This is a genomic window from Allosphingosinicella sp. (assembly GCF_059502505.1).
This window is the reverse complement of sequence record NZ_JCACEU010000013.1, coordinates 117,403-139,918: the sequence shown is the minus strand read 5'-3', so window position 1 is coordinate 139,918 and position 22,516 is coordinate 117,403. Positions and strand designations below refer to the sequence as shown.

Sequence of the window (22,516 nt, the reverse complement as noted above, 5' to 3'; positions counted from 1 at the left end):
ATCGAGAGGTTCAGCCCGAGCAGCTCGCGCCGCCCAGCACGCAGAATTTGGCGCAGTGCGGATGGTTCAACATCACCTTGCCGCCGGCCTCGGCCAGCGTCTCGCCCATGGCGAACTGGTCGTCATAGGGGAGCAGCGTGCAGGCGGCGACCACCGGTCGCGCGGCGCCCTTCCGCTTGATGACCATGCGGCTGGAGGCGCACATCATCGCGCCCGGCGACTGCCCGGTGATGCCCCAGCAGGCTTCGGTGATCTCCGGCACGTCGGCGCCCGCGTCCATTTCCGGGAAGAGCACGAGGCGTGACGGATTGGCAGCGTCGATCCTCACCCCGAGCTGCGCGAACAAGCGGGCATAGCCGGCGCGTGCGTCGGCCTCGCTCTCGCCCGCCAGGCGGCGCCCGGCGACGGCGAGGCGGAAGCCATGCTCCGACAGCCATTGCAGGCCGTCGATCGCCTTGTCCCAGGTGCCGGCGCCGCGCTCCGCCTCGTGCACCGCTTTCGTATAGTGATCGAGGCTGACGCGCATCGTCAAGCGGTCGCCATGCTCCAGCACGATCGCTTTCAGCGCTTCCTCGAAGCGCCGCATCGGCCGCATCGCGTTGGTCAGCACCAGCACCTCGAAGCCGCGGCCGAGCGCCGAGCGCATCATGGCGATCATGTCGCGGTTCATGAACGGCTCGCCGCCGGTGAAGCCGATCTCGCGGGTGCCGAGCGCTTCAGCCTCGTCCAGGTAGCGGTCCACCTCCGCCAGTGTCACGTAGACGAGCGCGTCGTTGGTCGGGGAGCTTTCGATATAGCAGGTCTTGCAGGCGAGATTGCAGAGCGTGCCGGTGTTGATCCAGAGCGTCTCAAGCCGCTGGAGCGCGACATGCGCCCGCGGCTCCCCCTTGGCGGTGACGAAGGGGTCGCGGAACTTGGCCGGATCGAGCCGCCGCGCATGCCGGTCGACGAACGGCGACAGGTCCGCCGCGGTGGCTATTTCGCGTCTCCCCAGACCGCTTTGATCCGCTGGTCCCGCCCGCAATTCCAGCGGTAGAATTTATAGCGGACCGGGTTCTTCTTGTAATAATCCTGGTGGTAATCCTCGGCCGGATAGAAGGTCGCCGCGGGCAGGATCAGGGTCGCGATCGGCTGCTTCAGCGCGGCCCCGGCCCGGGCCTTGGCCGCCTCGGCGGCGCGGCGCTCGGCCGGGTTCGCGACGAACAGCGCGGAGCGATACTGATAGCCGCGATCGCAGAACTGCCCGCCCGCATCGAGTGGGTCGGAGGTCCGGAAGGCGTGGTTGGCGAGCGTCGCATAGCTCACCCGGCGTGGATCGTAGACCACCCGCACCGCCTCGATATGGCCGGTATTTCCGGCGGAGACCTGCTCGTAGCTCGGATTGGCGATCCGGCCGCCGATATATCCGGACGTGGTCGAGATCACGCCCGGCACCTTGTCGAAATCGGCCTCGGTGCACCAGAAGCAGCCGGTCGCGAACACGGCCGCGGCGCGGTTGCTGCCGGGGGCGGGCTGCGGCGCCGCATCGGCACAGGAGGCGAGCAAGGCCGAAGCCGCGATCACGAGAGAAAAGCGCATGCTGCATATATAATCACGGCCGCGGATATGTCATCGCAGCCTCTGGCGATGCAGCGAGGACCTGACCGAAGACGATGAAGCGGGGCGTATTCGGCAAGCTGGGCCTCGCCGCCCTGATCCTCGCGGCCGTCGCCGCCTTCTTCCTGTTCGATCTCGGCTCCTGGCTGACCCTCGACAGTCTCAAGGCACGCCAGGCCGAGCTGGCCGACATCGTCGCGCAGCGGCCGGTGCTGGCGATCGGCGGCTTCTTCCTCATCTATGTCGCCGTGACGGCGCTGTCGCTGCCGGGCGCGGCGATCATGACGCTGGCGGCGGGCGCGATCTTCGGCCTGCTGCTCGGCACGATCGTCGTCTCCCTTGCCTCGGCGATCGGCGCCACCCTCTCCTTCCTCTCCTCCCGCTACGTGCTGCGCGACTGGGTGAAGGCGCGCTTCGCCCGGCGCGTGCAGGCGATCGATGAGGGGGTGGCAAAGGACGGCAGCTTCTATCTTCTCACGCTGCGGCTGATTCCGGTCTTTCCCTTCTTCCTGATCAACCTGGCCATGGGCCTGACGGCGATGCGGGTCGGCACCTATTTCCTCGTCAGCCAGGTGGGGATGCTGCCCGGCACGATCGTCTACGTGCTCGCGGGCACCCAGCTCGCGCGGATTGGGAGCATGAGCGACATCCTCTCCCCCGCACTGATCGGCTCGCTCGTCCTGCTCGGTCTGTTCCCGCTGATCGCCAGGGCGCTGCTCGGCTGGTGGAAGCGACGGCGCATCTATCGACGCTTCAAGCCGCCGCGGAGGTTCGACCGCAACCTGATCGTAATCGGCGCCGGCGCGGGCGGGCTGGTGACTGCCTATATCGCCGCGACGGTGCGGGCGAAGGTGACGCTGATCGAGGCCCACCGGATGGGCGGCGATTGCCTCAACACCGGCTGCGTCCCCTCCAAGGCCCTGATCCGCAGCGCGCGCGCCGCCCACGAGCTGCGCACCGCCGACACCTACGGTCTGGAACCGGTGGAGCCGCGCGTCCGCTTCCGCGCCGTCATGGAGCGGGTGGCCTCGATCATCCGCCACATCGAGCCGGCCGACAGCGTCGAGCGCTATACCGGCCTCGGCGTCGACGTACGGTTAGGCTACGCCCGCATCATCGATCCGTGGACGGTGGAAATCGATGGTGGCGAGCGGCTGACGGCCCGCTCGATAGTGATCGCGACGGGCGGCGAGCCGCTCGTCTGCGCCATTCCGGGCCTGGCGCAAGCGGGCTACCTCACCAGCGACACGATGTGGGACGCGCTGTCGGGACGCGAGGAGGTGCCGCGCCGGATCGTCATAGTCGGCGGCGGCCCGATCGGCACCGAGATGGCGCAGGCCTTCGTCCGCCTCGGGGCCGAGGTGACGCAGGTCGAGCACGGGCCTCGGATCCTGCCGCGCGAGGACGAGGAGGTATCCGATTTCGTCGCCACCACGCTGCGGAGCGAGGGCGTGCACATTCTGACCGCACATGAAGCGGTTCGCTGCGAAGGCAAGACCCTCATCGCCCGCAAAGCCCTCCCCCTCGATGGGGGAGGGTTGGGTGGGGGTGACGTCAATGAAGGGCGACGCGTCTCCGGAGTCCCCACCCCACCCCAACCCCTCCCCATCGAGGGGAGGGGCTCAGCGGAAGTGCAAATCCCGTTCGACGAAATCATCGTCGCGGTCGGGCGAAAGGCCCGGCTCACCGGCTATGGACTGGAGGAGCTCGGCATCGAGACGGACAAGACGATCGTCACCAATGACTATCTCGAGACGCTTTACCCGAACATCTTCGCCGCAGGCGATGTGGCCGGCCCCTACCAGTTCACTCACTTCGCCGCCCACCAGGCCTGGTATGCGGCCGTCAACGCCCTGTTCGGCACCTTCCACAAGTTCCGCACCGACTATTCGGTGCTCCCCTGGGTCACCTATACGGATCCGGAGGTGGCACATGTCGGTCTGACCGAAGAGATGGCGAAGGCGCAGGAGACGCCTTACGAGATCGTTCGCTACGAGCTCGGCCATCTCGACCGCGCAGTCGCGGAAAGCGCCAATAGCGGCTTCGTGAAATTGCTCGTCCAGCCGGGCAAGGACCGTATCCTCGGCGCCACCATCGTCGCCCACAATGCGGGCGAGACGATCGCGGAATATGTGCTGGCGATGAAGCACGGGCTCGGCCTCAACAAGGTGCTCGGCACGATCCACGCCTACCCGACTATGGCCGAGGCGAACAAATATGCCGCCGGCGAGTGGAAGAAGGCGCACAAGCCCGAGCGGGCGTTGCGCTGGCTCGAACGCTACCATGCCTGGCGGAGGTCATGAGGCGGACCCGGATCGTCATCTTTGCCAAGGCGCCGGTGCCGGGAAAGGCGAAGACGCGCCTCATCCCCGCGCTCGGCGAGATCGGCGCGGCGCGGCTCGCCCACAAGATGCTGCTCGCCACCATCGCCGAAGCCGAGGCCGCCCGTCTCGCGATCCCGGAGCTCTGCACGACCCCGCACCCCTATGATGCGGAGTGGCAGCCGTTCCTGCCGAAGGCGGAGATCCGCTACACCGACCAAGGCGAAGGGGATCTCGGCCAACGCCTCGCCGGAGCCGCCAAGCGCATTACCCTGCTAGGAGAGAATGTCCTGTTGATCGGCACCGACTGCCCCGCCCTCGACCGCCACCGCCTCCGCGCGGCGGCCGAGGCGCTGCTCAGCCATGATGCCGTCGTCCATCCGACGCTCGACGGCGGCTATGCCTTGCTCGGGCTCAGGCGCTTCGACCCGTCGCTGTTCGCCGGCATCGCATGGAGCGGGCCGACCGTCGCAGCCGACACGATCGCGAGGATCGAGGCGATCGGCTGGTCGCTCTCGATCGGCGAGACGCTGCGCGACATCGACGAGCCCGAGGATCTCGAAGCCGCCGGCGAGCTGTTGTGATCACCTCCACGGCCTGAACGTTGCGCCGCATCGGGCCAGAGGCTAGCCCGAGCCCCATGCACCCGCTCCCGCCTTATGCCGACCTGCTCGGCCTCAGCACCACGCGCGAAGGCGAGCGCCTGCTCTGGGTGATGCCGTTTCGCGAGGAGGTGGTCGGGAGGCCGGGCTTCCTCCACGGCGGCGCCATCGCCGGCCTGCTCGAATTCGCCGCCCTGGGCTCGGTCTACGAGGCGCTCGGCGAGCGCCATGGCGTGACGGTGAAGCCGATCAACGTCACCGTCGACTTCATGCGCGGCGGCGGCGTGCACGACACCTACGCCTCCGCCGACGTGACGCGCCTCGGCCGCCGTGTCGCCAACGTCATCGCCCGCGCCTGGCAGGACGACCCGAATAAGCCGATCGCCTCGGCCCAGATGAACGTGCTGATCAGGCGCGCGGAGGCCTAGCCGCCGCGCTTCATCGTCTCGCGGGCGATGACGAGTTGCTGGACTTGGCTGGTGCCCTCGTAGATCCGGAACAGGCGCACGTCGCGGTAGAGCCGCTCGATCCCGTAATCGGCAATGTAGCCGGCGCCGCCGAAGATCTGCACCGTGCGGTCGGCGACGCGGCCGACCGTCTCGCTGGCAAAATATTTGGCCGCGGCGGCCTCCAGCGTGATCGGCTGCCCGGCATCCTTCAGCGCCGCCGCCTCCAGCACCAGCGCCCTTGCCGCCATCGTCTCCGTCTTGGAATCCGCGATCATCGCCTGGACGAGCTGGAACTCGGCGATCGGCTTGCCGAACTGCCGGCGTTCCGCGGCATAGGCCACGGCATCTCCGATCAGCCGCTCGGATATCCCGACGCACACCGCCGCGATGTGCAGCCGCCCACGGTCGAGCACCCGCATCGCGATGCCGAAGCCCTCGCCCTCCTCGCCGAGCCGGTTCGCCGCCGGCACCGGCACCTCGTCGAAATTGACGTCGCAGACATGGGCGCCCTGCTGGCCCATCTTCCTTTCGGGCTTGCCGACGCTGAGGCCGGGCAGGTCCGCAGGCACCAGAAAGGCCGACACGCCCTTCGCGCCCGGCGCCCCCGTCCTCGCCATTACGGTGAAGAGCGACGCCTTGTCCGCATTGGTGATGAAGCGCTTGGAGCCGCTGAGGCGGTAGATGTCGCCGTCGCGAACGGCGCGGGTCTGCACCGAGGCGCTGTCCGATCCGGCGCCCGGCTCGGTGAGGGCAAAGCTGGTGATGATCTCGCCGGCGGCGATCCTAGGCAACCATTCCGCCTTCTGTGCTTCGTTGCCGGCCATGACGAGGCCCTGGCTGCCGATCCCGACATTGGTGCCGAACACCGAACGGAAGGCGGGTGTGGTGCGGCCGAGCTCCAGCGCGACCCGCACCTCCTCCGACATGGAGAGGCCGAGCCCGCCTTGCTCCTCCGGGATGGAGAGGCCGAACAGCCCCATCTCCCGCATCTCCCGAACCACTTCAGCCGGGATTTCGTCCTCGCGGTCGACCTTCTCCTCGAGCGGACGCAGGCGCTCGGCAACGAAGCGCCGGATCGTGTCGAGCAATGCCTCGAAGGTCTCGGCGTCGAGCGCCACCTCAATAGCCCTTGATGCGGGCCAGTTTGTCGGCGTGGTAGTTAGGATCGCCGAACAGCTCGTTCAGCACCCGGTCGCGCTTCATGTAGAGGCCGATGTCATATTCGTCGGTCATGCCGATGCCGCCATGCATCTGCACGCCCTCCTGCACCGCCAGCGTCGAGACGCGGCCGGCCTTGGCCTTGGCGACGGAGACCATCGCCTCCGCCTCGTCGCTGCCCTCATCGAGCAGTTGCTGCGCCTTCAAGGTCGCCGCACGGGCGATCTCGAGCTCGGAGTAGAGGTGGGCGGAGCGGTGCTGGAGCGCCTGGAACTCGCCGATCAGTCGCCCGAACTGCTTGCGCTGCTTGAGATAATCGACGGTCATCCCCATCGCCGCAGAGCCGATGCCGACCATCTCCGCCGCGGCGCCCGCACGGCCGGCGTTGAGCACGCGCTTCAGCACCTCCTCGCCTCCGACCAGTGCGTCCGCGTCCACTTCGACGCCGTTCAAGTCCAGCCGCGCGCCGATGCTGCTGTCGGCAAGGCGCACGCCTTCGACCTCGAGGCCGCTTGCCTCCTTCTCAACGAGGAAGAGCCCGAGCCCCTCGTCTGACTGCGCGGCCACGACGAAGACGTCGGCGGAGGCACCCTGCACGACGAACTGCTTGCGCCCGGTGAGGCGGAAGCCATTACCCGACCGCTCCGCCCGCATGGCGATGCCTTCGGGCCGGTGCTTGGCGCCCTCGTCGATCGCCAAGGCGCCGACGGTCTCACCGCTGAGAATGCCGGGAAACCAGCGCTCCCGCAGCGCCGACCCCTTCAGCGCCTCGACCACGGCCACGGCGGTGATCAGGAAGGGCGACGGCGTCAGATTGCGCCCGATCTCCTCCAGCACGATCCCTGCCTCGACATGGCCGAGACCCAGCCCGCCATCCGCCTCGTCGATGAGGATGCCGGTAAAGCCCATCTCGCCGAACTGCTTCCACAAGGCGTGCCCGAAGCCGTCCTTACAACTCTTGTCGCGATAATGGCGGAGCTGCTTCGAGATCGCGCCTTCCGACGCCATGAAGTCGCGCGCCGTGTCGCGCAGCATGGTCTGGTCTTCGGTGAGATAGAGCGGCATCAGGCCCCCGGCAGCTGCAGGATATGCTTGGCGACGATGCCGAGCTGGATTTCGGATGTGCCGCCCTCGATCGAATTGGCCTTGGTGCGCAGCCACTCGCGCGCTGCCTTGCCCTTCTTGGAGCGATCGCTCTCCCATTCGAGCGCGTTCGAGCCGCCCGCCGCCATCACCAGCTCGTGACGCTGCTTGTTCAATTCGGTGCCCGCATATTTCATCATCGAGGGCTGGGCCGGGTGCGCCTGCCCCGCCTTCAGCTCGTCGATGAAGCGCTCGCTCATCGCCCGGAACGCCATCGCGTCGACGTCGAACTGAGCAACCTGCGCCCGCAGCAGGGGATCGTCCGCGACGAGGTCCTTCATCGCCGCGCCGAGGCTTTCAGCGTTGCCGCCGAGGCCCATGCCGCTGATCATCTCGCGCTCGTGGCCGAGCAGATATTTGGCGACATCCCACCCCTTGTTCAACTCGCCGACGAGTTGGTCCTTCGGCACCTGCACGTCGTCGAAGAAGGTCTCGCAGAAGGGCGAATAGCCGGAGATGAGCAGGATCGGCTTGGTCGACACGCCCGGGCTTGCCATGTCGAACAGGAGGAAGCTGATGCCCTTATGCTTGGGCGCTGCGGGGTCGGTGCGCACCAGGCAGAAGATCCAGTCCGCCTTGTCGGCATAGCTGGTCCAGACCTTCTGCCCGTTGACTAGCCAGTGATTGCCCTTGTCCTCGCATTTCGTCTGGAGCGAGGCGAGGTCGGAGCCGGCGCCCGGCTCGGAGTAGCCTTGGCACCAGCGGATCTCCCCGCGGGCAATTTCCGTCAGGAACCGCTTCTTCTGCTCCTCGGTGCCGTATTTCAGCAGCGCCGGGCCGAGCATCGAGATTCCGAAGCTCATCAGCGGATTGCGCGCATTGATCCGCGCCATCTCCTGCTTCAGGATCTTGGTCTCGGCCGCCGACAGCCCGCCGCCGCCATATTCCTTCGGCCAGTCGGGCACGGTCCAGCCGCGCTCCGCCATGATCTCCATCCAGCGTTTCTGCGCGTCGTTCTTGAAGGTGGGATTGCGCCCGCCCCAGCAGGCGTCGCTCTCGTCGCGCATCGGTTCGCGCATTTCGGGGGGACAATTGGACTCGAGCCAAGTCCGAACTTCGGTGCGGAAGGTGTCGAGATCGGCCATCGCTCTTGTCTCCCGGGCGTCCGCGTTCTAGCGCGGAATGATAGGTTGACGGGCACGTAAAGCAAGCGAGGGGCGCGCCATGGATTTTTCCCTTACGGAACGCGAGGCGCATTATGCGACCCGCGTGCGCGAGTTCATCGAGACTCACGTCCGCCCCCGCACCGGCGACTATAAGAAGCAGATCGCGACCGGCGATCGCTGGCAGCCGGTCGAGGTCATCGAGGAGCTGAAGCCGAAAGCCAAGGCGGCGGACCTCTGGAATCTGTTCATGCCGCCCGGCCACGCGCTCCAGCATGTCGACGAGACGTTCGAGTTCGAAGGCACCCAGCTCACCAATCTCGAATATGCGCTCTGCGCCGAGGAGATGGGGCGTGTCCCCTGGGCGAGCGAGGTGTTCAACTGCTCCGCGCCCGACACCGGCAACATGGAGGTCTTCCACCGCTACGGCACGCGCGAGCAGAAGGAGCAGTGGCTGCGACCGCTGATGAACGGCGAGATCCGCTCGGCGTTTTTGATGACGGAGCCCGCGGTGGCCTCTTCGGACGCAACCAACATCCAGTGCGAGATAAGCCGCGATGGCGACGGATACGTCATCAACGGCCGCAAATGGTGGTCGTCGGGCGCGGGCGATCCGCGCTGCAAGGTCGCCATCCTGATGGGCAAGACCGACACCAGCGCCCTCAAGCACCAGCAGCAGTCGATGATCCTGATGCCGCTCGACGCGCCGGGCGTCACGGTCGAGCGCGCGCTCACCGTCTACGGCTATGACGACGCGCCGCACGGCCACATGGAGATCGAGCTGAGGGACGTGCGCGTGCCCGCCTCGAACCTGCTGCTGGGTGAAGGCCGCGGGTTCGAAATCGCACAAGGGCGCCTCGGGCCGGGCCGCATCCACCATTGCATGCGCACCATCGGTGCGGCCGAGGAGGCGCTCGCCGCCATGGTGAAGCGCCTGCAAAGCCGCGTCGCCTTCGGCAAGCGCCTGTCGGAGCACAGCATCTGGGAGCAGCGCGTCGCGCAGGCGCGGATCGACATCGAGATGTCGCGCCTGCTCTGCCTCAAGGCCGCCGACATGATGGACAAGGCCGGCAACAAGGCCGCCAAGCTGGAGATCGCGATGATCAAGGTGCAGGCGCCGCAAATGGCCCTGCGCATCATCGACGACGCCGTCCAGGCCCATGGCGGCGCCGGCGTCAGCCAGGACTTCAACCTCGCGTCGAGCTGGGCCGGCATCCGCACCTTGCGCCTCGCCGACGGTCCGGACGAGGTCCACAATCGCTCGATCGCAATGATGGAGTTCTCGAAGCACCCGCCGCTCAGCGAAGCGGGGCAGCCAACCGGCGCCGGCGTGGGAGCGGCGTCATGAGCCTGTTCGATCTCAGCGGCAAAGTCGCCATCATCACCGGCTCCTCGCGCGGCATCGGCCGGGCCATCGCCGAGGCCATGGCCGATCAGGGCGCGAGGGTGGTGATCTCCAGCCGCAAGGCGGAGGCCTGCGCCGAAGCCGCCGACGCGATCAACGCCAAGCATGGCGACGGCCACGCGATCGTCGTCCCGGCCAATATCTCCTCCAAGGAAGCGCTCCAGAACCTTGTGGACGAGACCCGCCGCCAGTTCGGCCGCATCGACATCCTCGTCTGCAACGCGGCGTCCAATCCCTATTACGGCCCGATGGCGGGGATCAGCGACGAGCAGTTTCGCAAGATCCTGGAAAACAACGTCATCGCCAACCACTGGATCATCCAGATGGTCGCGCCGGAGATGCTGGAGCGCAAGGAAGGCTCGATCATCATCGTCAGCTCGATCGGCGGGCTCACCGCATCCGAGGTGATCGGCGCCTACAACATCTCGAAGGCCGCCGACTTCCAGCTCGCCCGCAACCTCGCCTCCGAGTTCGGCCCGGCAGGCGTCCGGGTCAACTGCATCGCCCCCGGCCTGGTGCGCACCGACTTTGCGCGCGCCTTGTGGGAGAACCCCGACACGCTGAAGGCCGTCACGCGCGGGACCCCGATGCGCCGCATCGGCGAGCCGCACGAGATTGCCGGGGCCGCAGTCTTCCTCGCCTCCCCTGCCTCCACCTTCATGACCGGCCAGGCCGTGATCGTCGACGGCGGCTCGACGGTGGGCGTGGGCCTGTGAGGCTCAAGGACAAGGTCGCCATCGTCACCGGCGGCGCCTCCGGCATCGGCCGCGAGACGGCGCGGCTGTTCGCCTCCGAAGGCGCTCACGTTCTGGCCGCCGACATCGACGAGCCGGAAAGCGCGGAGAATATCGTCGGCGTGCGCTGCGACGCCGGCAATGAAGAGGACGTCCAGCACCTGATCCGCAGCGCCGCCGCACGCTTCGGCGGGCTCGACATCTTCTTCGCCAATGCCGGGGTCTCGGGCGGCATCGCAGGCATTTTCGAGCAGTCCGTCGAGGACTGGCAGCGCATCCTGCAGGTCAACCTGATTGGCCCCTTCCTCGCGATAAAGCATGCCGCGCCGGTCATCAAGGAGCGCGGCGGCGGCTCGATCATCTGCACCGCCTCCGTCGCCGGCATCCGCTCCGGCGCCGGCGGGCCCGCTTATTCCGCGTCCAAGGCCGGCGTGATCAGCCTCGTCCGCACCGCGGCGCAGCAGCTCGCCACCTCAAACGTGCGCGTGAATGCCATCTGCCCCGGCCTCATCGAGACCGGCATGACCCAGCCCGTTTACGAGCGCGCCCGCGAGCGCGGCGTCGAGCACAAGCTCGGCCAGTTGAACCCGCTCCGCCGCGGCGGCGAGCCGCGCGAGATTGCCAATGCGGCGCTCTTCCTCGCCTCGGACGAGTCCAGCTACGTCAACGGCCACGCCTTGGTCGTCGACGGCGGCCTCACCTCCTCGCTCCCCGTCAACCGCCAGGATTACGGCCGCACGGCCCATTGAACCGGAGAAGAACATGAGCCCGATTTCCACCCAGCGTCACGGCGACGTCCTGATCGTCACCTCCAACAATCCGCCGGTGAACGCGCTCGGCCATGCCGTGCGCGAAGGGCTGGTGAAGGCGATCGAGGAGGCCGACGGGGATGATGCGGTGAAGGCGGTCGTCATCATCTGCCAGGGCAACACCTTCTTCGCCGGCGCCGACATCAGCGAGTTCGGCACGCCCAAGTCGTTCGCCTATCCGGCGCTGCCGCAGGTCGTCGACATCATCGAGAATTGCACCAAGCCGGTGGTCGCCGCGATCCATGGCACTGCGTTTGGCGGCGGGCTCGAGGTCGCGCTCGCCAGCCACTACCGGGTCGCCGTGCCCGACGCGAAGCTCGGCGTTCCCGAGGTGAAGCTCGGTCTGCTCCCGGGCGCGGGTGGCACCCAGCGGCTGCCACGCGTGGCGGGCGTGCGCAAGGCGCTGGAAATGGCTGCCACCGGCAACCCGATCGGCGCCAGGGAAGCCTATGAGATCGGCCTCGTCGACAAGCTGATCGAAGGCGATCTCCTCCAGCACGCCGTCGCCTTCGCGCACGAGGCGAAGGACGACCGCCCGATCCCGCGCAGCAGCCAGGTCGAGGACAAGCTCCAGGAGGCGCGCGACAATCCCGGCCTGTTCGACGAGTTCCGCGAGGCGAATGCGAAGAAGATGCGCGGCTTCGATGCGCCCGAGTTCAACGTCCGCGCGATCGAGGCGGCGGTCGCCAAGCCTTATGCCGAGGGTGTGCAGACCGAGCGGCAGCTGTTCATGGAGCTGATGAGCGGCACCCAGGCGCGCGCCCAGCAATATTTCTTCTTTGCCGAGCGCAAGGCCTCGAAGATCGACGGCCTGCCCGAGGACACCAAGCCGCGCGACATCCGCAAGGTCGGCGTGATCGGCGCCGGCACCATGGGCGGCGGCATCTCGATGAATTTTCTGAGTGCCCGCATCCCGGTCACGATCGTCGAGATGGAGCAGGCGGCGCTCGACCGCGGCACCGGCGTGATGCGCAAGAATTACGAGGCGACCGCGTCTAAGGGCAAGATGACGGCCGAGCAGGTCGAAGGCGCGATGGGCCTGCTCAAGCCCACGCTCAGCCTCGAAGACCTCGCCGACTGCGACCTCATCATCGAGGCCGTGTTCGAGAATATGGACGTGAAGAAGGACATATTCGGCCGCCTCGACAAGATCGCCAAGCCGGGCGCGATCCTCGCCTCCAACACCTCCTACCTCAACGTTGACGAGATCGCGGCGTCCACCTCGCGCCCTGAGGACGTGCTCGGCCTCCACTTCTTCTCGCCCGCCAACGTCATGAAGCTGCTCGAGGTCGTCCGTGGCGCCAAGACCGCGCCGGACGTTCTGGTCACCGCCATGCAGCTCGCCAAACGCATCAAGAAAGTCGCGGTGGTCGCGGGCGTCTGCTACGGCTTCATCGGCAACCGCATGCTGATCCCGCGCCAGACGCAGGCGATGCGGCTGCTCCTCGAAGGCGCGACTCCGGAGCAGGTCGACCGCGTCCATGTCGAGTTCGGCATGCCGATGGGCCCCTTCCAGATGGCCGACCTCGCCGGCGTCGACATCGGCTGGCACCGCGACCCCAATCGTGTCGAGAATATCCGCGACGCCCTCTGCGCGATCGACCGCTGGGGCCAGAAGAAGGGCGCTGGCTTCTACGACTACGATGAAAAGCGCCGCCCCTCGCCGAGCCCTAAGGTGCAGGAGATCATCGAGCAGTTCCGCACGAAGGAAGGCGTCCAAGCCCGCGAGATCACGGACCAGGAGATCGTCGAACGCACCCTCTACACGATGGTCAACGAAGGCGCCCTAATCCTGGAGGGCGGCTACGCCCAGCGCGCCTCCGACATCGATGTCGTCTGGGTCTACGGCTATGGCTGGCCGGTCTACCGTGGCGGCCCGATGCACTGGGCCGACACCGAAGGCCTCAAGAAGATCGTCGAAGGCATAACCCGCCAGCAGGAGCGCCTCGGCGCCGACTTCAAGCTCTCCGACCTCCTCGTCCGCAAGGCCGAGGCAGGGGAGAAATTCACCCGCTAAGCAGCAGCGCCGCCTGACGAAATCTGTTCATGAGTCCGTCAGGATACTCATGATTAACCAATATTCAGGCGGCCTCCCGAGTCTTGTGGGGCGGCTCGCCCGCATCTCTCGCAGGAGCCAGTATCATGCTCAAGAAGATCACCCTCGGCCTGCTCGCCTTCGCGGCCGCCGCGACGACCATGCCCGAAGCCGCCGAAGCCCGTCACCGCTATCGCGGCTACGATTACGGCTATTATGACCGCGGTTATTATGACCGCAGCTATTATGGCGGCGACTATTATCGCGGCGGCTATGACCGGCGCTACGACAGGCGGCGCTACGACCGTCGGCGCTACGGCTATCGCCGCTGCGGCAGCGGCACGACCGGCGCCATCATCGGCGGTGCGGCGGGTGCTCTGCTCGGTCGCGAGATCGGGCGCGGAGACCGGCGCGGCTATCGATATCGGGGACGTGGAAACGGCACGACCGGCGCCATTCTCGGCGGCGCGGCGGGTGCGCTGCTCGGCCGCGAAATCGGCCGGCGCTGCTAGAACATTTCATCTGGTCCGTCCGGCGGCTCCCCGTCGGACGGATCAAATCAGGCGCTCTGCGCCTGCATCTGGTGCTCCTGCACCTTCTGGCGAAAGCCTTCGGCAAGCTGACGATGCCATTCCTGCGCCTGCGGCGTGATCGCCCTGGTCGCGGCCATCTGCTCCTCGTACGCCCGACGCGAATAATAGCGAAGGTTTGACTCCATCCTCGCTCTCCTCCCTACGCTGCTCGGGACCGGCGGCCGCCAATCCCCTCCCAAAGCTTTGCCCCTGCAATCGTTACCGTCCCGTTAAGGATGCTGCGGCTTGATTGCCGGGCCATGGCCATCTCCTCAGCCCTGACCCGCCCGGCCGCCGAATGCCCGGTTCCACAGCGCGCCGATGCTCCGCGCCTGCTTCTTTCGCTCCGCCGCGCTCAGGGTCGGCATCGCGCCGACGAAGGCTGCCGGCCTGGCGCGGGCCAGCTGTGTCAGATCGTATTTCTCATCGAAGCTGAGGCCGATCTGGCCGCTCTGGGACCAGCGCACCACGCTCGCGATCGTGCCGGCTTCGGCCAGGTTCAGCCGCACCTCGGAGCCGACCGGCAGGTCGCGCTCGCAATCGACCATGGCGCCTTCGGGCGAGATGTTGCGGACCCGCACGGTCAACGCCTCGAAAGTCCAGTAGAGCGTGCCGTTCCATACCAGCCCCTGCCGGGCGGCGCGCATTACAAGAGCCTGGTCTTTGCGGGGATCGCCGCTCGGCGCCGCGGCGGGGACCAGCGACAGATGCGGCCGTGCGATCTCCTCCTGGATGCGAGCGCCGGCGATGATCTCGGTCCGCTCCTCGAACTCGAGACCGATCTTGCCGTCCTTCACCCAGCGCACCGTGGCCTGGATGCGATTGCAGTCGGCGAAGCGGATATCGACAAATTCGCCGATGAAGGCTTCCTCGTCGCTGCGGATCATCGCGCCCTTGGACGAGACGTTGACCACCTCGACGTCGAGCTTGCGGCGACGGAGGGTCAGGGTGGCCGCGTCGACGAGGTTCGGCCGGCGGTCCTCGCTGCGGTGGTTGCTGGTCCGCGATTCCGAGCGCGGGATCGATATGCCGGTGAGGCTGCCGGCGAGGCTCTCCTCTCGGGACTTGCTCCCCTTGCGGGCAATCGGCGAATCCTTGCGCAGCCCTTCGCCGGCCACGAAAGATGAGCGGATGTCGTGCATGATGCCCCCGAAAGATTTCGATGCTTATGCGGGACGAAAGCTTACCGAATCCCTAGCGACAGCCGCGAAAGCCTTGGGAAACAGAGATTAAGGCCGTGAGCAGCCAGACCGATCTGTTCGGCTCCGGGCCCGCAATGCCGGAGGGCTTCCGCTATCGCAGCGAGTTCGTCACGGCGGAAGAAGAGCGGGAGCTCGTCTGCAATCTCGCCACCCTCCCCTTCAAGGCGTTTGAATTTCATGGCTTCCTCGGCAAGCGCCGGGTGGTCTCCTATGGCTGGCGCTACGTCTTCGACGGCAGCGGCCTGGAGCAGGCGGAGCCGATGCCCGCCTTCCTCCTGCCGCTCCGGGCGCAAGCGGCGGCGTTCGCCGGGATGGAGGCCGCCGCGCTCGAGCATGTGCTGCTGACCGAATATGAACCCGGCGCCACGATCGGCTGGCATCGCGACCGCTCCGTCTTCGAGGACGTGATCGGCCTCTCCCTCCTCTACCCCGCAAAGCTCCGCTTCCGCCGCAGGCAGGGGCCGAAATGGGAGCGCGCGGCGATCGAGGTCGCGCCGCGTTCCGCCTACCTCCTGACCGGTCCCGCACGCGCCGAATGGGAGCACAGCATCCCGGCCGTCGAGAGCCTTCGCTACTCGATCACGTTCCGGACGCTGCGGGAGCGGTGAACGCCAATACGCCCCCTAAAAACCTGTGGCGTTTGAGTTTTTCGCTATCTATCCATGCTGTTCCAACGAGGGGGGATTGCCAAGTGAAGAGATTGTTGAACGTTATTGCTTTGGGCGCGGCGTCCTGGGGCCTCGCCGGCTGCGCGACGGTGATGAACGGCACCAGCCAGCCAGTCGAATTCCAGTCGGATCCGACGGGCGCGGAGGCCGCGATCATGACGGGCCTGAAGTGCGACACGCCGTGCAAGGCCAGCCTGAAGCGGGGCAAGGATAATGCCGTCACCTTCACGAAGGACGGTTACAAGTCGGAGACGGTCTATATCCAGAGCCGGACGGGCGGCGCCGCGTTCGGGAACATCCTCGCCGGCGGCATCATCGGCGGCGTCGTCGACGGCTCGAACGGCGCGTCCAACCACCTCTATCCGGACCCCGTCTCGATCCGGCTGGTTCCGGTCGGCTCCAGCGAAGCCGCCGTGCTGCTGGACAAGAAGGGCGAGGTCATCAGCACCGTTGCTGAATACAACGCCAAGGTTGCCGACGACGTGAACAAGGGCTTTCAGGAGCAAGGCCTTCGGCCGATGGATTCCTCGGCCGGCGGTTCGAAGAAGTAACTTGTTTCTGCGGGGCCGGGCAGATCAGCTCGGCCCCTTCTTATCAGGGAGAGCGGGGCTAGCCGCTCGCGCCCTCGCCGTCCGCCGCACGGTCTCCGCCACCAGTCGGTGGAAAATCAGGCCCGACACCACTCCAACGACAATCTTGGTGAGCTCCAGGCTCCGATCGATATGCTCGTTGATGACGTAGATCGGCTCGCTGCCGTCGCGGCGGAAGCGCCAGTTGGCCGGTACGTCTCCGCGAGGCGCCGGGCGCCGTCCAAACAGCAGGTCCTGCCCCCAATTCACGGACGGCGGCCCTCCACCATCATATGGTTAACAGTGGGTTCGTTTCCGGGAAAGTCTGTTATTTTTGCTCGTGGCGTTGCCGGTGAACCATCGGGTTTCTTCGCCAGCCGCTAAGCGCCCGACCGCGCTTGACAATCGGCCGACAGGGCGGGCTTAGCAGCGCCGATCATTGGGTGGGCAGCGAAGCAAAAAATGAGCGTCAGCGGCGAACGAATAATCGTGATCGGGCTCGGCTATGTTGGGCTGCCGCTCGCTGTCGCGCTGGCGAAGAGCTTCGACGTCGTGGGGCTGGATATCGACCGGCGCCGCGTCGCTGAGCTCGAGAGCGGCCACGACCGCACGCATGAGGTCGACGAGGCGACGCTTTCCGCGTCGGGGCTGCGCTATACCAGCGAGGCTTCCGACTGCGTGGGAGCCGACATCTATATCGTCACCGTGCCCACGCCGGTGGACGGGGACAATCAGCCGGACCTGAAGCCGGTGATCGGCGCGACGGAGGCGGTGGCGGGGATGCTCGATGCGGCGAAGAAGCCGATCATCGTCTATGAGAGCACCGTCTATCCCGGCGTTACCGAGGACATTTGCGGTCCGCTGATCGAGCGCCTCTCCGGCCTGAAGCGCGGCACGGACTTCTTCCTCGGCTATTCGCCGGAACGCATCAATCCGGGTGATCGCGAGCATACCGTCGAGCGCATCGTGAAGGTCGTGGCGGGCGAGAATGAGGAGGTCACCAAGCGCCTCGCCGACATGTATGGCAAGGTCACCAGCGCCGGAGTCTTCGAAGCGCGCTCGATCAAGGCTGCCGAGGCGGCCAAGGTGATCGAGAATGCCCAGCGCGACATCAACATCGCCTTCATGAACGAGATCACCCAGATCTTCTCGAAGATGAGTATCTCGATCTGGGATGTGCTCGAGGCGGCCGGCACCAAGTGGAACTTCCTAAAGTTCCAGCCCGGCCTGGTCGGCGGCCACTGCATCGGCGTCGATCCTTATTATCTGAGCTATCGCGCCCAGCAGCTCGGCCAGGAGCCGCACGTCATCCTCGCCGGCCGCTCGATCAACGACGGCATGGGCGGCTGGGTCGCCGAGCAGCTCCACGCCCGCCGCGGCAAGCTCGGATCGGTGCTGGTCATGGGTCTTTCGTTCAAGGAGAATGTGCCGGACCTCAGGAACAGCCGCGTGATCGATGTCATCCGCCGGCTGCAGGCGCTGGGGCACCGGGTGACGGTTCACGACCCTCTCGCCGATGCGGCCGAGGCGATGCACGAATATGGCGTCGAGCTCGCCACCGACGGCCTCACCGGACGCTACGACATGGTGGTGGTGGCGGTCCCGCACGCCGCTTATGGCGCCTTGCCGGACGAGCAGATCGGCGGCTTGCTGGCGGAGGGTGGCCTCCTCGCCGACCTCAAAAACCTTTACGGGAGCCGGGCGCTGCCCCAGGGTACCGATCGCTGGACCCTGTAAGGATCAGATGAAGCAGGCATTCGCCTCAGGCGCGACGGCCGGAACCAGTTCCTTCAACAGCCGCTGGCCACCCCACCAGAGGTCGGTATCGTCGCCGCACAGGCCGGAAGCGACCTCCGCAGCGTGGACTTCGTTCGAAGCTTCATATTCCTTGATGCCGTAGACGACGCCGTCGCTCTCGCCGATCAGCCGCAGCTGGAAGGTCTTCATCCAGGGTCCCCCGACAACCAACCTGCCGATTGGTTAAGATACTGATTCGATCAGAATTTTATATTCTGGAAACCATCAGGTCGAGTCACGCTGGTTAATGCCCGCCCCGGCTGCCGCTTGGCGAGCGTGACGTAGCGGCAGGGAGTCCGCTCCTGCCGCCCGGTTGCCAAGCCGCGGGCCGCCAGCCATTAGCCGGCCATGCTTTCGCAGCGCACGCGCTATACGATCAGGGCCCTGCTCCACCTCGCCGACCGCTATGGTGAGGGGCCGGTCCAGCTGAGCGAAATCGCCGAGGCGCAGAACATCCCGGCCAAATTCCTGACCGTGATGCTGTCGCACATGCGCCGGAAGGGACTGGTCGAAACTATGCGCGGGCGCGAGGGCGGCTATTGGCTCGCCCGGCAGCCGGATCAGATCAGCTATGGCGAGATCGTGCGGCTCACGCGCGGCTCCCTCGGCCTGCTGCCTTGCGCCAGCCGCCTTGCCTACGAACCCTGCCGCAATTGCGTGAGCGAGGATGAGTGCCGGCTCCACCGGGTGATGCTGATGGTCCGCGACGAGACCGCGCGAATTCTCGACGGCCTTAGCCTCGCCGATCCGGTGCCGCTCGAAGCGAGGATGGAAGCACGGTCTTGAGCGCGCCGCACATCGCCGTCGTCGGCGGCGGCTATTCGGGCACTTTGCAGGCGATCGAGCTGCTGAGGCGCGGCGCGCGGGTGACCCTGATCGAGCGGGCGCCGCATTTCGCGCGCGGCGCCGCCTACGGCACCGAGCAGCCCGATCACCTGCTGAACGTCCGCGCCGCCGGGATGAGCGCCTTTGCCGACCAGCCGGACCATTTCGCATCCTGGTTCGCGCGCGAGGCGGATGGCCGCCCCGACGGCTTTGCCCAGCGGCGCGTCTACGGTCGCTATCTCGGCGACCTCCTTCACGACGCGCGTGCCGAGCATGGCGAGGGGCTCCAGACCCTGCACGCCGAAGTCGCTTCGATAGAGACCATAGGGGCGGGAGAGCGCCTCCAATTGCGCGACGGCGCCCGGGTCGAAACCGACGCAGCGATCCTCGCGATCGGAAACCTGCCGCCCGAGCCGACGCGCGGCATCCGGCCTGCGGAGCTGCCGGCGAACGTCTATGTCGAGAACCCCTGGGCTGGCGATTTGGCGCTCGGTCTCTCGGCCGATGACGTCGTGCTGATGGTCGGCACCGGTCTGACCGCCGTCGACGCGGCGTTGGTGCTGGAAAGCGCCGGCTTCGGCGGCCGCATCCTCGCCTTGTCGAGGCGTGGCCTGCTCCCGCGAGCCCATGCGGACATCCCGCTCTCGCCGCAGCCTCTCGCCGAGCGTCCGGAGCCCCGCTGCACGTCCCTGCTCGGCTTCGTGCGCGGCAGCAGCGACGACGACTGGCGATCGAAGGTGGACTCGCTGCGCCCGGTCACCCAGCAGCTCTGGCGCGATGCGAGCGTCGCCGAACGCCATCGTTTCCTTCGCCACCTTCGTCCCTGGTGGGACGTACACCGCCACCGTATTGCCCCGGCCATCGCCGCGCGCATCGAGCGGTTGCGGAGCGAAGGGAGGCTGGATGTGCAGGCCGGCAGGGTCGTCGAGGCGCAACCGGACGGCGAGGGAGCTCGGGTGCGCTGGCGCCCCCGCGGCGCGGAGGAAGAACGAAGCCTCCGAGTCCGCCGGATCGTCAACTGCACCGGCCCGCAGGCGGACATCGCACGGGCCGGCGAGCCGCTGCTGGACAGCCTTCTTGCTGCCGGGCGGGTCAGGCCGGACCCCTGCCGAATTGGGATCGACGTCGATGGAGCATACCGGACGCTCGGCAAGAGCGGGGAGCCGTCCGATACATTATTTGCTGTGGGACCGATGACGCGCGGTGCGTTCTGGGAAATCGTGGCGATACCCGACATTCGTCACCAGGTGCGCGCGCTCGCGGATGCTCTGACCGCTCCAGACGCTTAGATCGTCAGGAGGCTGCGTCATCTCGGGACAGGCGGGGGGCAGCGCTGCCTTTCCGAATTGTAAATTTTACAATAGGCGGTGAGCTCCTTAATAAACGCGACTCACAAGCCGGGGGGCTTGCTGGTTCCCGCACTTCTGACCGTCCCAAGGGGGTTTCATGCGTCGTCTATTGCTGGCTGCTGCCATCGTCTCCGTCGGCTATGCCGCGCCAGGAGCGGCCGCCGTGATCGTCAATCCGGACGGATCGGCGACCATCACCACCGATGCTGCCGACAGCTTCACCGTCATCACGACCGGGACCAAGGGCGATGCGGGCACCGATCTGGCCGGCCTAAAGGGTTCGATCCTGTTCGAGCTGATCGGCGGCTTCAACACCAACGTGCTGACCTTCCGCTATACGCTGGAGAACATCTCGTCGCTGAACAACCTCGGGTCGAGCATGGCCGTATTCGGCTTCGATGTTGCCCCGAACGCCACGCTCAAGGTCCTCAGTGGCCCCTTCGCACTCGGAAAGAAGGGCAATTTCAGCGGCCTCGGCAATCGCGAATTCTGCCTCTACGACGGCTCGAACTGCAATGGCGGGGGCAATGACGGTCTCTATGTGAACACGCCGACCAATGCCTCCGATCCGAACAAGCTGTTGCAGGCCTTCGGCACGTTCAAGCTCACTTACGGAAACCCTGCGCCGACCGCGATCACCTTCAGCAACTTCGCGACGCGCTGGCAGCGGGTCGGCATCAATCAGCAGCAGTCGGCGTCGGGCACCGGCGGCGCGTTCGTTACGGCTGTCCCGGAGCCGGCGCAGTGGGCGATGCTGATTACGGGCTTCGGACTGGTGGGCGGCGCCATGCGCGCCCGCCGCCGCCGGGAGCTCGCGCTCGCCTGAGCTAGGCCGTCCGGCTCATATCAGAATGCGGAACAACGCGCCGCCGGTGGGCGAGCGGTCGAGGCTGATCGCGCCGCGATGGGCGAGCACCACCTGACGGGCGAGGCTGAGACCGACGCCCGTCCCCTTCTGCTTGGTGGTGAAGAAAGGCAGGAAAATGTCCTGCTGGAGCGTCTCGGGGATGCCGGGCCCGTTGTCCGCCACTTCGATCTGGGTGCGTCCGCCGCGGGTGCGGGTGAAGCGCATCGACAGCCCCGGCTCGGAAGCATGCCCGGTCGCGGCCTCGGCGCCGTTCTTCAGCAGGTTGAGCAGGACCTGGCACATCAGGTCGGGATCGACCTCGGTCGTCAGCGTTTCAGGTGAGACCTCGAGATCGAACCGGACGGAGCTACCCGCCTCGGTCGCGCGAAACAGGGATTGCAGTTCCTGCGCCCAGGGAAGGACCTCGAACAGGCGGCGGCGCACCTCGGGTGTTCGGCTGATCTGGCGATAGCTTTCGACGAAGCCCATCACGCCGTCGGCGCGGCGGGCGAGCGTCTCGACCGCCGCCCGGGCGTCGGCCACGGCGGGATCGCCCTTGTCCGCCTCCGCCATCAGGTCGGCGGCGGTATGGGCTAGCGAAGTGACCGGCGTCATCGAATTCATGATCTCGTGGGTGAGCACCCGCACGATGTCGCTCTGGGCGGCGAGCTCGACGGCGTTCAGCTCGCCCTGGATGGGCTGCACCGCCACCACCCGCACAGTTCCACCCAGCCGGTGGACGGTCGCTGCGCTGACCATCGCGGTCTGCGGCACGGCATCCAGCGTCAGCGGCACGAGCTTGGGACTGCCGACGGTGACCTCGCTCAGCGACTTGGCGAAGGCGGTGCCATAGTCCCTGAAATCCTCGATCCGGACGCCGGTGTGACGCACCAGCATCCGCCGCGCCGCCTTGTTGGCGAGCTCGACCTTCCCCTCCCCGTCCACCGTCAGCAGCGCGATCGGCGCGTCGTCCAGCACCGCCTCGTAGAAGCGGTTGTCGTCGCTGAGGCGATGCCGTTCCTCGCGCAGCCGCCTTATGCCCTGCTCCAGCGCCTCGCCGAACTCGCCGAAGCCGCTCCCTTCGCTGCGATGGGAAAAGCCCTGCGACAGATCGCCGAAGCGCACGGCCTCGACGAAACGGGCCAGCTCCAGGTTGGTCCGCTGCACGTAGCGCCACAGGCCGACGATCGAGCCCAGGCAGATCAGGCCCGCCAGCACCCGCGCGGCGCCAAGCCCCTCAACGCCAAGCGAGTAGACAAACCCGAAGCTGGTCAGGAGCAGCAGCAGCACGCGCCCGACCAGACCGACAAGGAAGCTGCGGCGGAAGCTCAT

The 22,516-nt window shown here is 66.8% G+C and carries 24 protein-coding genes; 14 read left to right on the top strand and 10 right to left on the bottom strand.

The window, feature by feature from the left end; all coding sequences use genetic code 11:
* Window positions 1-10: 10 nt before the first annotated feature.
* Together AC5JBD_RS01965 and msrA are read right to left on the bottom strand one after the other, a co-directional pair.
* Window positions 11-1,024, bottom strand: a complete 1,014-nt coding sequence (locus tag AC5JBD_RS01965) for a radical SAM protein (protein WP_495720079.1) — start codon at window positions 1,022-1,024, stop codon at window positions 11-13.
* Window positions 976-1,578, bottom strand: a complete 603-nt coding sequence (gene msrA, locus AC5JBD_RS01960; RefSeq protein WP_495720078.1) for a peptide-methionine (S)-S-oxide reductase MsrA — start codon at window positions 1,576-1,578, stop codon at window positions 976-978. The genes AC5JBD_RS01965 and msrA overlap by 49 nt, the downstream gene beginning before the upstream one ends.
* A 74-nt stretch (window positions 1,579-1,652) precedes the next feature.
* Between msrA and AC5JBD_RS01955 the strand changes: the two genes are divergently transcribed.
* Genes AC5JBD_RS01955 through AC5JBD_RS01945 form a run of 3 tightly spaced genes read left to right on the top strand, consistent with a single transcriptional unit; the run spans window position 1,653 to window position 4,947 of the window.
* Complete coding sequence (locus AC5JBD_RS01955) at window positions 1,653-3,899, top strand: dihydrolipoyl dehydrogenase family protein (RefSeq protein WP_495720077.1); 2,247 nt, start codon at window positions 1,653-1,655, stop codon at window positions 3,897-3,899.
* Entirely contained in the window at window positions 3,896-4,501 is a 606-nt protein-coding gene (locus tag AC5JBD_RS01950; protein ID WP_495720076.1) for a TIGR04282 family arsenosugar biosynthesis glycosyltransferase, read from the top strand. The genes AC5JBD_RS01955 and AC5JBD_RS01950 overlap by 4 nt, the downstream gene beginning before the upstream one ends.
* A gap of 56 nt (window positions 4,502-4,557) precedes the next feature.
* Window positions 4,558-4,947 carry a PaaI family thioesterase gene (locus AC5JBD_RS01945; protein WP_495720075.1) on the top strand — a complete coding sequence of 130 codons (390 nt, stop codon included), beginning with the start codon at window positions 4,558-4,560 and terminating at the stop codon, window positions 4,945-4,947.
* Here the strand turns inward: AC5JBD_RS01945 and AC5JBD_RS01940 are convergent.
* From AC5JBD_RS01940 to AC5JBD_RS01930, 3 genes are read right to left on the bottom strand one after another with little or no spacing between them, the layout of a single operon-like run.
* On the bottom strand, window positions 4,944-6,086 hold the full coding sequence (locus tag AC5JBD_RS01940) for an acyl-CoA dehydrogenase family protein (protein WP_495720074.1): 1,143 nt from the start codon (window positions 6,084-6,086) through the stop codon (window positions 4,944-4,946). The genes AC5JBD_RS01945 and AC5JBD_RS01940 overlap by 4 nt on opposite strands.
* A 1-nt stretch (window position 6,087) precedes the next feature.
* Window positions 6,088-7,191 carry an acyl-CoA dehydrogenase family protein gene (locus tag AC5JBD_RS01935; protein WP_495720073.1) on the bottom strand — a complete coding sequence of 368 codons (1,104 nt, stop codon included), beginning with the start codon at window positions 7,189-7,191 and terminating at the stop codon, window positions 6,088-6,090.
* Entirely contained in the window at window positions 7,191-8,354 is a 1,164-nt protein-coding gene (locus AC5JBD_RS01930) for an acyl-CoA dehydrogenase family protein (protein ID WP_495720072.1), read from the bottom strand. The genes AC5JBD_RS01935 and AC5JBD_RS01930 overlap by 1 nt, the downstream gene beginning before the upstream one ends.
* A 79-nt stretch (window positions 8,355-8,433) precedes the next feature.
* Between AC5JBD_RS01930 and AC5JBD_RS01925 the strand changes: the two genes are divergently transcribed.
* From AC5JBD_RS01925 to AC5JBD_RS01905, 5 genes are all read left to right on the top strand, one after another.
* Window positions 8,434-9,720: an acyl-CoA dehydrogenase family protein gene (locus AC5JBD_RS01925; RefSeq protein ID WP_495720071.1), complete on the top strand. Its 1,287-nt coding sequence runs from the start codon at window positions 8,434-8,436 to the stop codon at window positions 9,718-9,720.
* The gene (locus AC5JBD_RS01920) at window positions 9,717-10,493 is read left to right on the top strand and encodes an SDR family NAD(P)-dependent oxidoreductase (protein ID WP_495720070.1); all 777 of its coding nucleotides are present in this window, start codon (window positions 9,717-9,719) and stop codon (window positions 10,491-10,493) included. Before AC5JBD_RS01925 ends, AC5JBD_RS01920 begins: the two co-directional genes overlap by 4 nt.
* Window positions 10,490-11,260 (top strand): SDR family NAD(P)-dependent oxidoreductase, encoded by a 771-nt coding sequence (locus AC5JBD_RS01915; RefSeq protein WP_495720069.1) that lies wholly within the window; start codon window positions 10,490-10,492, stop codon window positions 11,258-11,260. The genes AC5JBD_RS01920 and AC5JBD_RS01915 overlap by 4 nt, the downstream gene beginning before the upstream one ends.
* Window positions 11,261-11,273: 13 nt before the next feature.
* Window positions 11,274-13,337, top strand: coding sequence for a 3-hydroxyacyl-CoA dehydrogenase NAD-binding domain-containing protein (locus tag AC5JBD_RS01910; RefSeq protein ID WP_495720068.1), 2,064 nt, complete (start codon window positions 11,274-11,276; stop codon window positions 13,335-13,337).
* 125 nt (window positions 13,338-13,462) lie between these two features.
* Entirely contained in the window at window positions 13,463-13,867 is a 405-nt protein-coding gene (locus tag AC5JBD_RS01905) for a hypothetical protein (RefSeq protein WP_495720067.1), read from the top strand.
* A gap of 47 nt (window positions 13,868-13,914) precedes the next feature.
* On the opposite strand, the gene AC5JBD_RS01900 is transcribed toward AC5JBD_RS01905, so the two are convergent.
* Window positions 13,915-14,073 carry a hypothetical protein gene (locus AC5JBD_RS01900; RefSeq protein ID WP_495720066.1) on the bottom strand — a complete coding sequence of 53 codons (159 nt, stop codon included), beginning with the start codon at window positions 14,071-14,073 and terminating at the stop codon, window positions 13,915-13,917.
* Between the two features lie 126 nt (window positions 14,074-14,199).
* On the bottom strand, window positions 14,200-15,069 hold the full coding sequence (locus AC5JBD_RS01895) for a PilZ domain-containing protein (protein ID WP_495720065.1): 870 nt from the start codon (window positions 15,067-15,069) through the stop codon (window positions 14,200-14,202).
* Window positions 15,070-15,164: 95 nt separating this feature from the next.
* On the opposite strand from AC5JBD_RS01895, the gene AC5JBD_RS01890 reads away from it, so the two are divergent.
* Together AC5JBD_RS01890 and AC5JBD_RS01885 are read left to right on the top strand one after the other, a co-directional pair.
* Window positions 15,165-15,737, top strand: coding sequence for an alpha-ketoglutarate-dependent dioxygenase AlkB (locus AC5JBD_RS01890; RefSeq protein WP_495720064.1), 573 nt, complete (start codon window positions 15,165-15,167; stop codon window positions 15,735-15,737).
* Entirely contained in the window at window positions 15,734-16,348 is a 615-nt protein-coding gene (locus AC5JBD_RS01885) for a hypothetical protein (RefSeq protein ID WP_495720063.1), read from the top strand. The genes AC5JBD_RS01890 and AC5JBD_RS01885 overlap by 4 nt, the downstream gene beginning before the upstream one ends.
* A 24-nt stretch (window positions 16,349-16,372) precedes the next feature.
* Here AC5JBD_RS01885 and AC5JBD_RS01880 read toward each other — a convergent pair whose 3' ends face one another.
* The gene (locus AC5JBD_RS01880) at window positions 16,373-16,636 is read right to left on the bottom strand and encodes a hypothetical protein (protein ID WP_495720062.1); all 264 of its coding nucleotides are present in this window, start codon (window positions 16,634-16,636) and stop codon (window positions 16,373-16,375) included.
* Window positions 16,637-16,828: 192 nt separating this feature from the next.
* Here AC5JBD_RS01880 and AC5JBD_RS01875 point away from each other — a divergent pair, with 192 nt between their 5' ends.
* Entirely contained in the window at window positions 16,829-18,103 is a 1,275-nt protein-coding gene (locus AC5JBD_RS01875; protein WP_495720061.1) for a nucleotide sugar dehydrogenase, read from the top strand.
* Between the two features lie 3 nt (window positions 18,104-18,106).
* Here the strand turns inward: AC5JBD_RS01875 and AC5JBD_RS01870 are convergent, their stop codons facing one another.
* Entirely contained in the window at window positions 18,107-18,313 is a 207-nt protein-coding gene (locus tag AC5JBD_RS01870) for a hypothetical protein (protein WP_495720060.1), read from the bottom strand.
* 198 nt (window positions 18,314-18,511) lie between these two features.
* On the opposite strand from AC5JBD_RS01870, the gene AC5JBD_RS01865 reads away from it, so the two are divergent.
* The 3 genes from AC5JBD_RS01865 to AC5JBD_RS01855 all read left to right on the top strand — a co-directional run bounded on the left by AC5JBD_RS01865 (window position 18,512) and on the right by AC5JBD_RS01855 (window position 21,163).
* Window positions 18,512-18,949 (top strand): RrF2 family transcriptional regulator, encoded by a 438-nt coding sequence (locus tag AC5JBD_RS01865; RefSeq protein WP_495720059.1) that lies wholly within the window; start codon window positions 18,512-18,514, stop codon window positions 18,947-18,949.
* On the top strand, window positions 18,946-20,277 hold the full coding sequence (locus AC5JBD_RS01860; RefSeq protein ID WP_495720058.1) for an FAD/NAD(P)-binding protein: 1,332 nt from the start codon (window positions 18,946-18,948) through the stop codon (window positions 20,275-20,277). Before AC5JBD_RS01865 ends, AC5JBD_RS01860 begins: the two co-directional genes overlap by 4 nt.
* Before the next feature lie 157 nt (window positions 20,278-20,434).
* Window positions 20,435-21,163: a cistern family PEP-CTERM protein gene (locus AC5JBD_RS01855; RefSeq protein ID WP_495720057.1), complete on the top strand. Its 729-nt coding sequence runs from the start codon at window positions 20,435-20,437 to the stop codon at window positions 21,161-21,163.
* Between the two features lie 15 nt (window positions 21,164-21,178).
* Here the strand turns inward: AC5JBD_RS01855 and AC5JBD_RS01850 are convergent, their stop codons facing one another.
* The gene (locus tag AC5JBD_RS01850; protein WP_495720056.1) at window positions 21,179-22,516 is read right to left on the bottom strand and encodes a sensor histidine kinase; all 1,338 of its coding nucleotides are present in this window, start codon (window positions 22,514-22,516) and stop codon (window positions 21,179-21,181) included.

What these genes read in the sequence shown, in the direction of transcription:
- AC5JBD_RS01910 (WP_495720068.1), top strand. Translation starts at nt 11,274, where the DNA reads ATGAGCCCGATTTCCACCCAGCGTCACGGCGACGTCCTGATCGTCACC.
- AC5JBD_RS01850 (WP_495720056.1), bottom strand. Translation starts at nt 22,516, where the DNA reads ATGAGCTTCCGCCGCAGCTTCCTTGTCGGTCTGGTCGGGCGCGTGCTG.
- AC5JBD_RS01925 (WP_495720071.1), top strand. Translation starts at nt 8,434, where the DNA reads ATGGATTTTTCCCTTACGGAACGCGAGGCGCATTATGCGACCCGCGTG.
- AC5JBD_RS01900 (WP_495720066.1), bottom strand. Translation starts at nt 14,073, where the DNA reads ATGGAGTCAAACCTTCGCTATTATTCGCGTCGGGCGTACGAGGAGCAG.
- AC5JBD_RS01920 (WP_495720070.1), top strand. Translation starts at nt 9,717, where the DNA reads ATGAGCCTGTTCGATCTCAGCGGCAAAGTCGCCATCATCACCGGCTCC.
- AC5JBD_RS01865 (WP_495720059.1), top strand. Translation starts at nt 18,512, where the DNA reads ATGCTTTCGCAGCGCACGCGCTATACGATCAGGGCCCTGCTCCACCTC.
- AC5JBD_RS01905 (WP_495720067.1), top strand. Translation starts at nt 13,463, where the DNA reads ATGCTCAAGAAGATCACCCTCGGCCTGCTCGCCTTCGCGGCCGCCGCG.
- AC5JBD_RS01895 (WP_495720065.1), bottom strand. Translation starts at nt 15,069, where the DNA reads ATGCACGACATCCGCTCATCTTTCGTGGCCGGCGAAGGGCTGCGCAAG.
- AC5JBD_RS01950 (WP_495720076.1), top strand. Translation starts at nt 3,896, where the DNA reads ATGAGGCGGACCCGGATCGTCATCTTTGCCAAGGCGCCGGTGCCGGGA.
- AC5JBD_RS01870 (WP_495720060.1), bottom strand. Translation starts at nt 18,313, where the DNA reads ATGAAGACCTTCCAGCTGCGGCTGATCGGCGAGAGCGACGGCGTCGTC.
- AC5JBD_RS01945 (WP_495720075.1), top strand. Translation starts at nt 4,558, where the DNA reads ATGCACCCGCTCCCGCCTTATGCCGACCTGCTCGGCCTCAGCACCACG.
- AC5JBD_RS01935 (WP_495720073.1), bottom strand. Translation starts at nt 7,191, where the DNA reads ATGCCGCTCTATCTCACCGAAGACCAGACCATGCTGCGCGACACGGCG.
- AC5JBD_RS01955 (WP_495720077.1), top strand. Translation starts at nt 1,653, where the DNA reads ATGAAGCGGGGCGTATTCGGCAAGCTGGGCCTCGCCGCCCTGATCCTC.
- AC5JBD_RS01875 (WP_495720061.1), top strand. Translation starts at nt 16,829, where the DNA reads ATGAGCGTCAGCGGCGAACGAATAATCGTGATCGGGCTCGGCTATGTT.
- AC5JBD_RS01930 (WP_495720072.1), bottom strand. Translation starts at nt 8,354, where the DNA reads ATGGCCGATCTCGACACCTTCCGCACCGAAGTTCGGACTTGGCTCGAG.
- msrA (WP_495720078.1), bottom strand. Translation starts at nt 1,578, where the DNA reads ATGCGCTTTTCTCTCGTGATCGCGGCTTCGGCCTTGCTCGCCTCCTGT.
- AC5JBD_RS01855 (WP_495720057.1), top strand. Translation starts at nt 20,435, where the DNA reads ATGCGTCGTCTATTGCTGGCTGCTGCCATCGTCTCCGTCGGCTATGCC.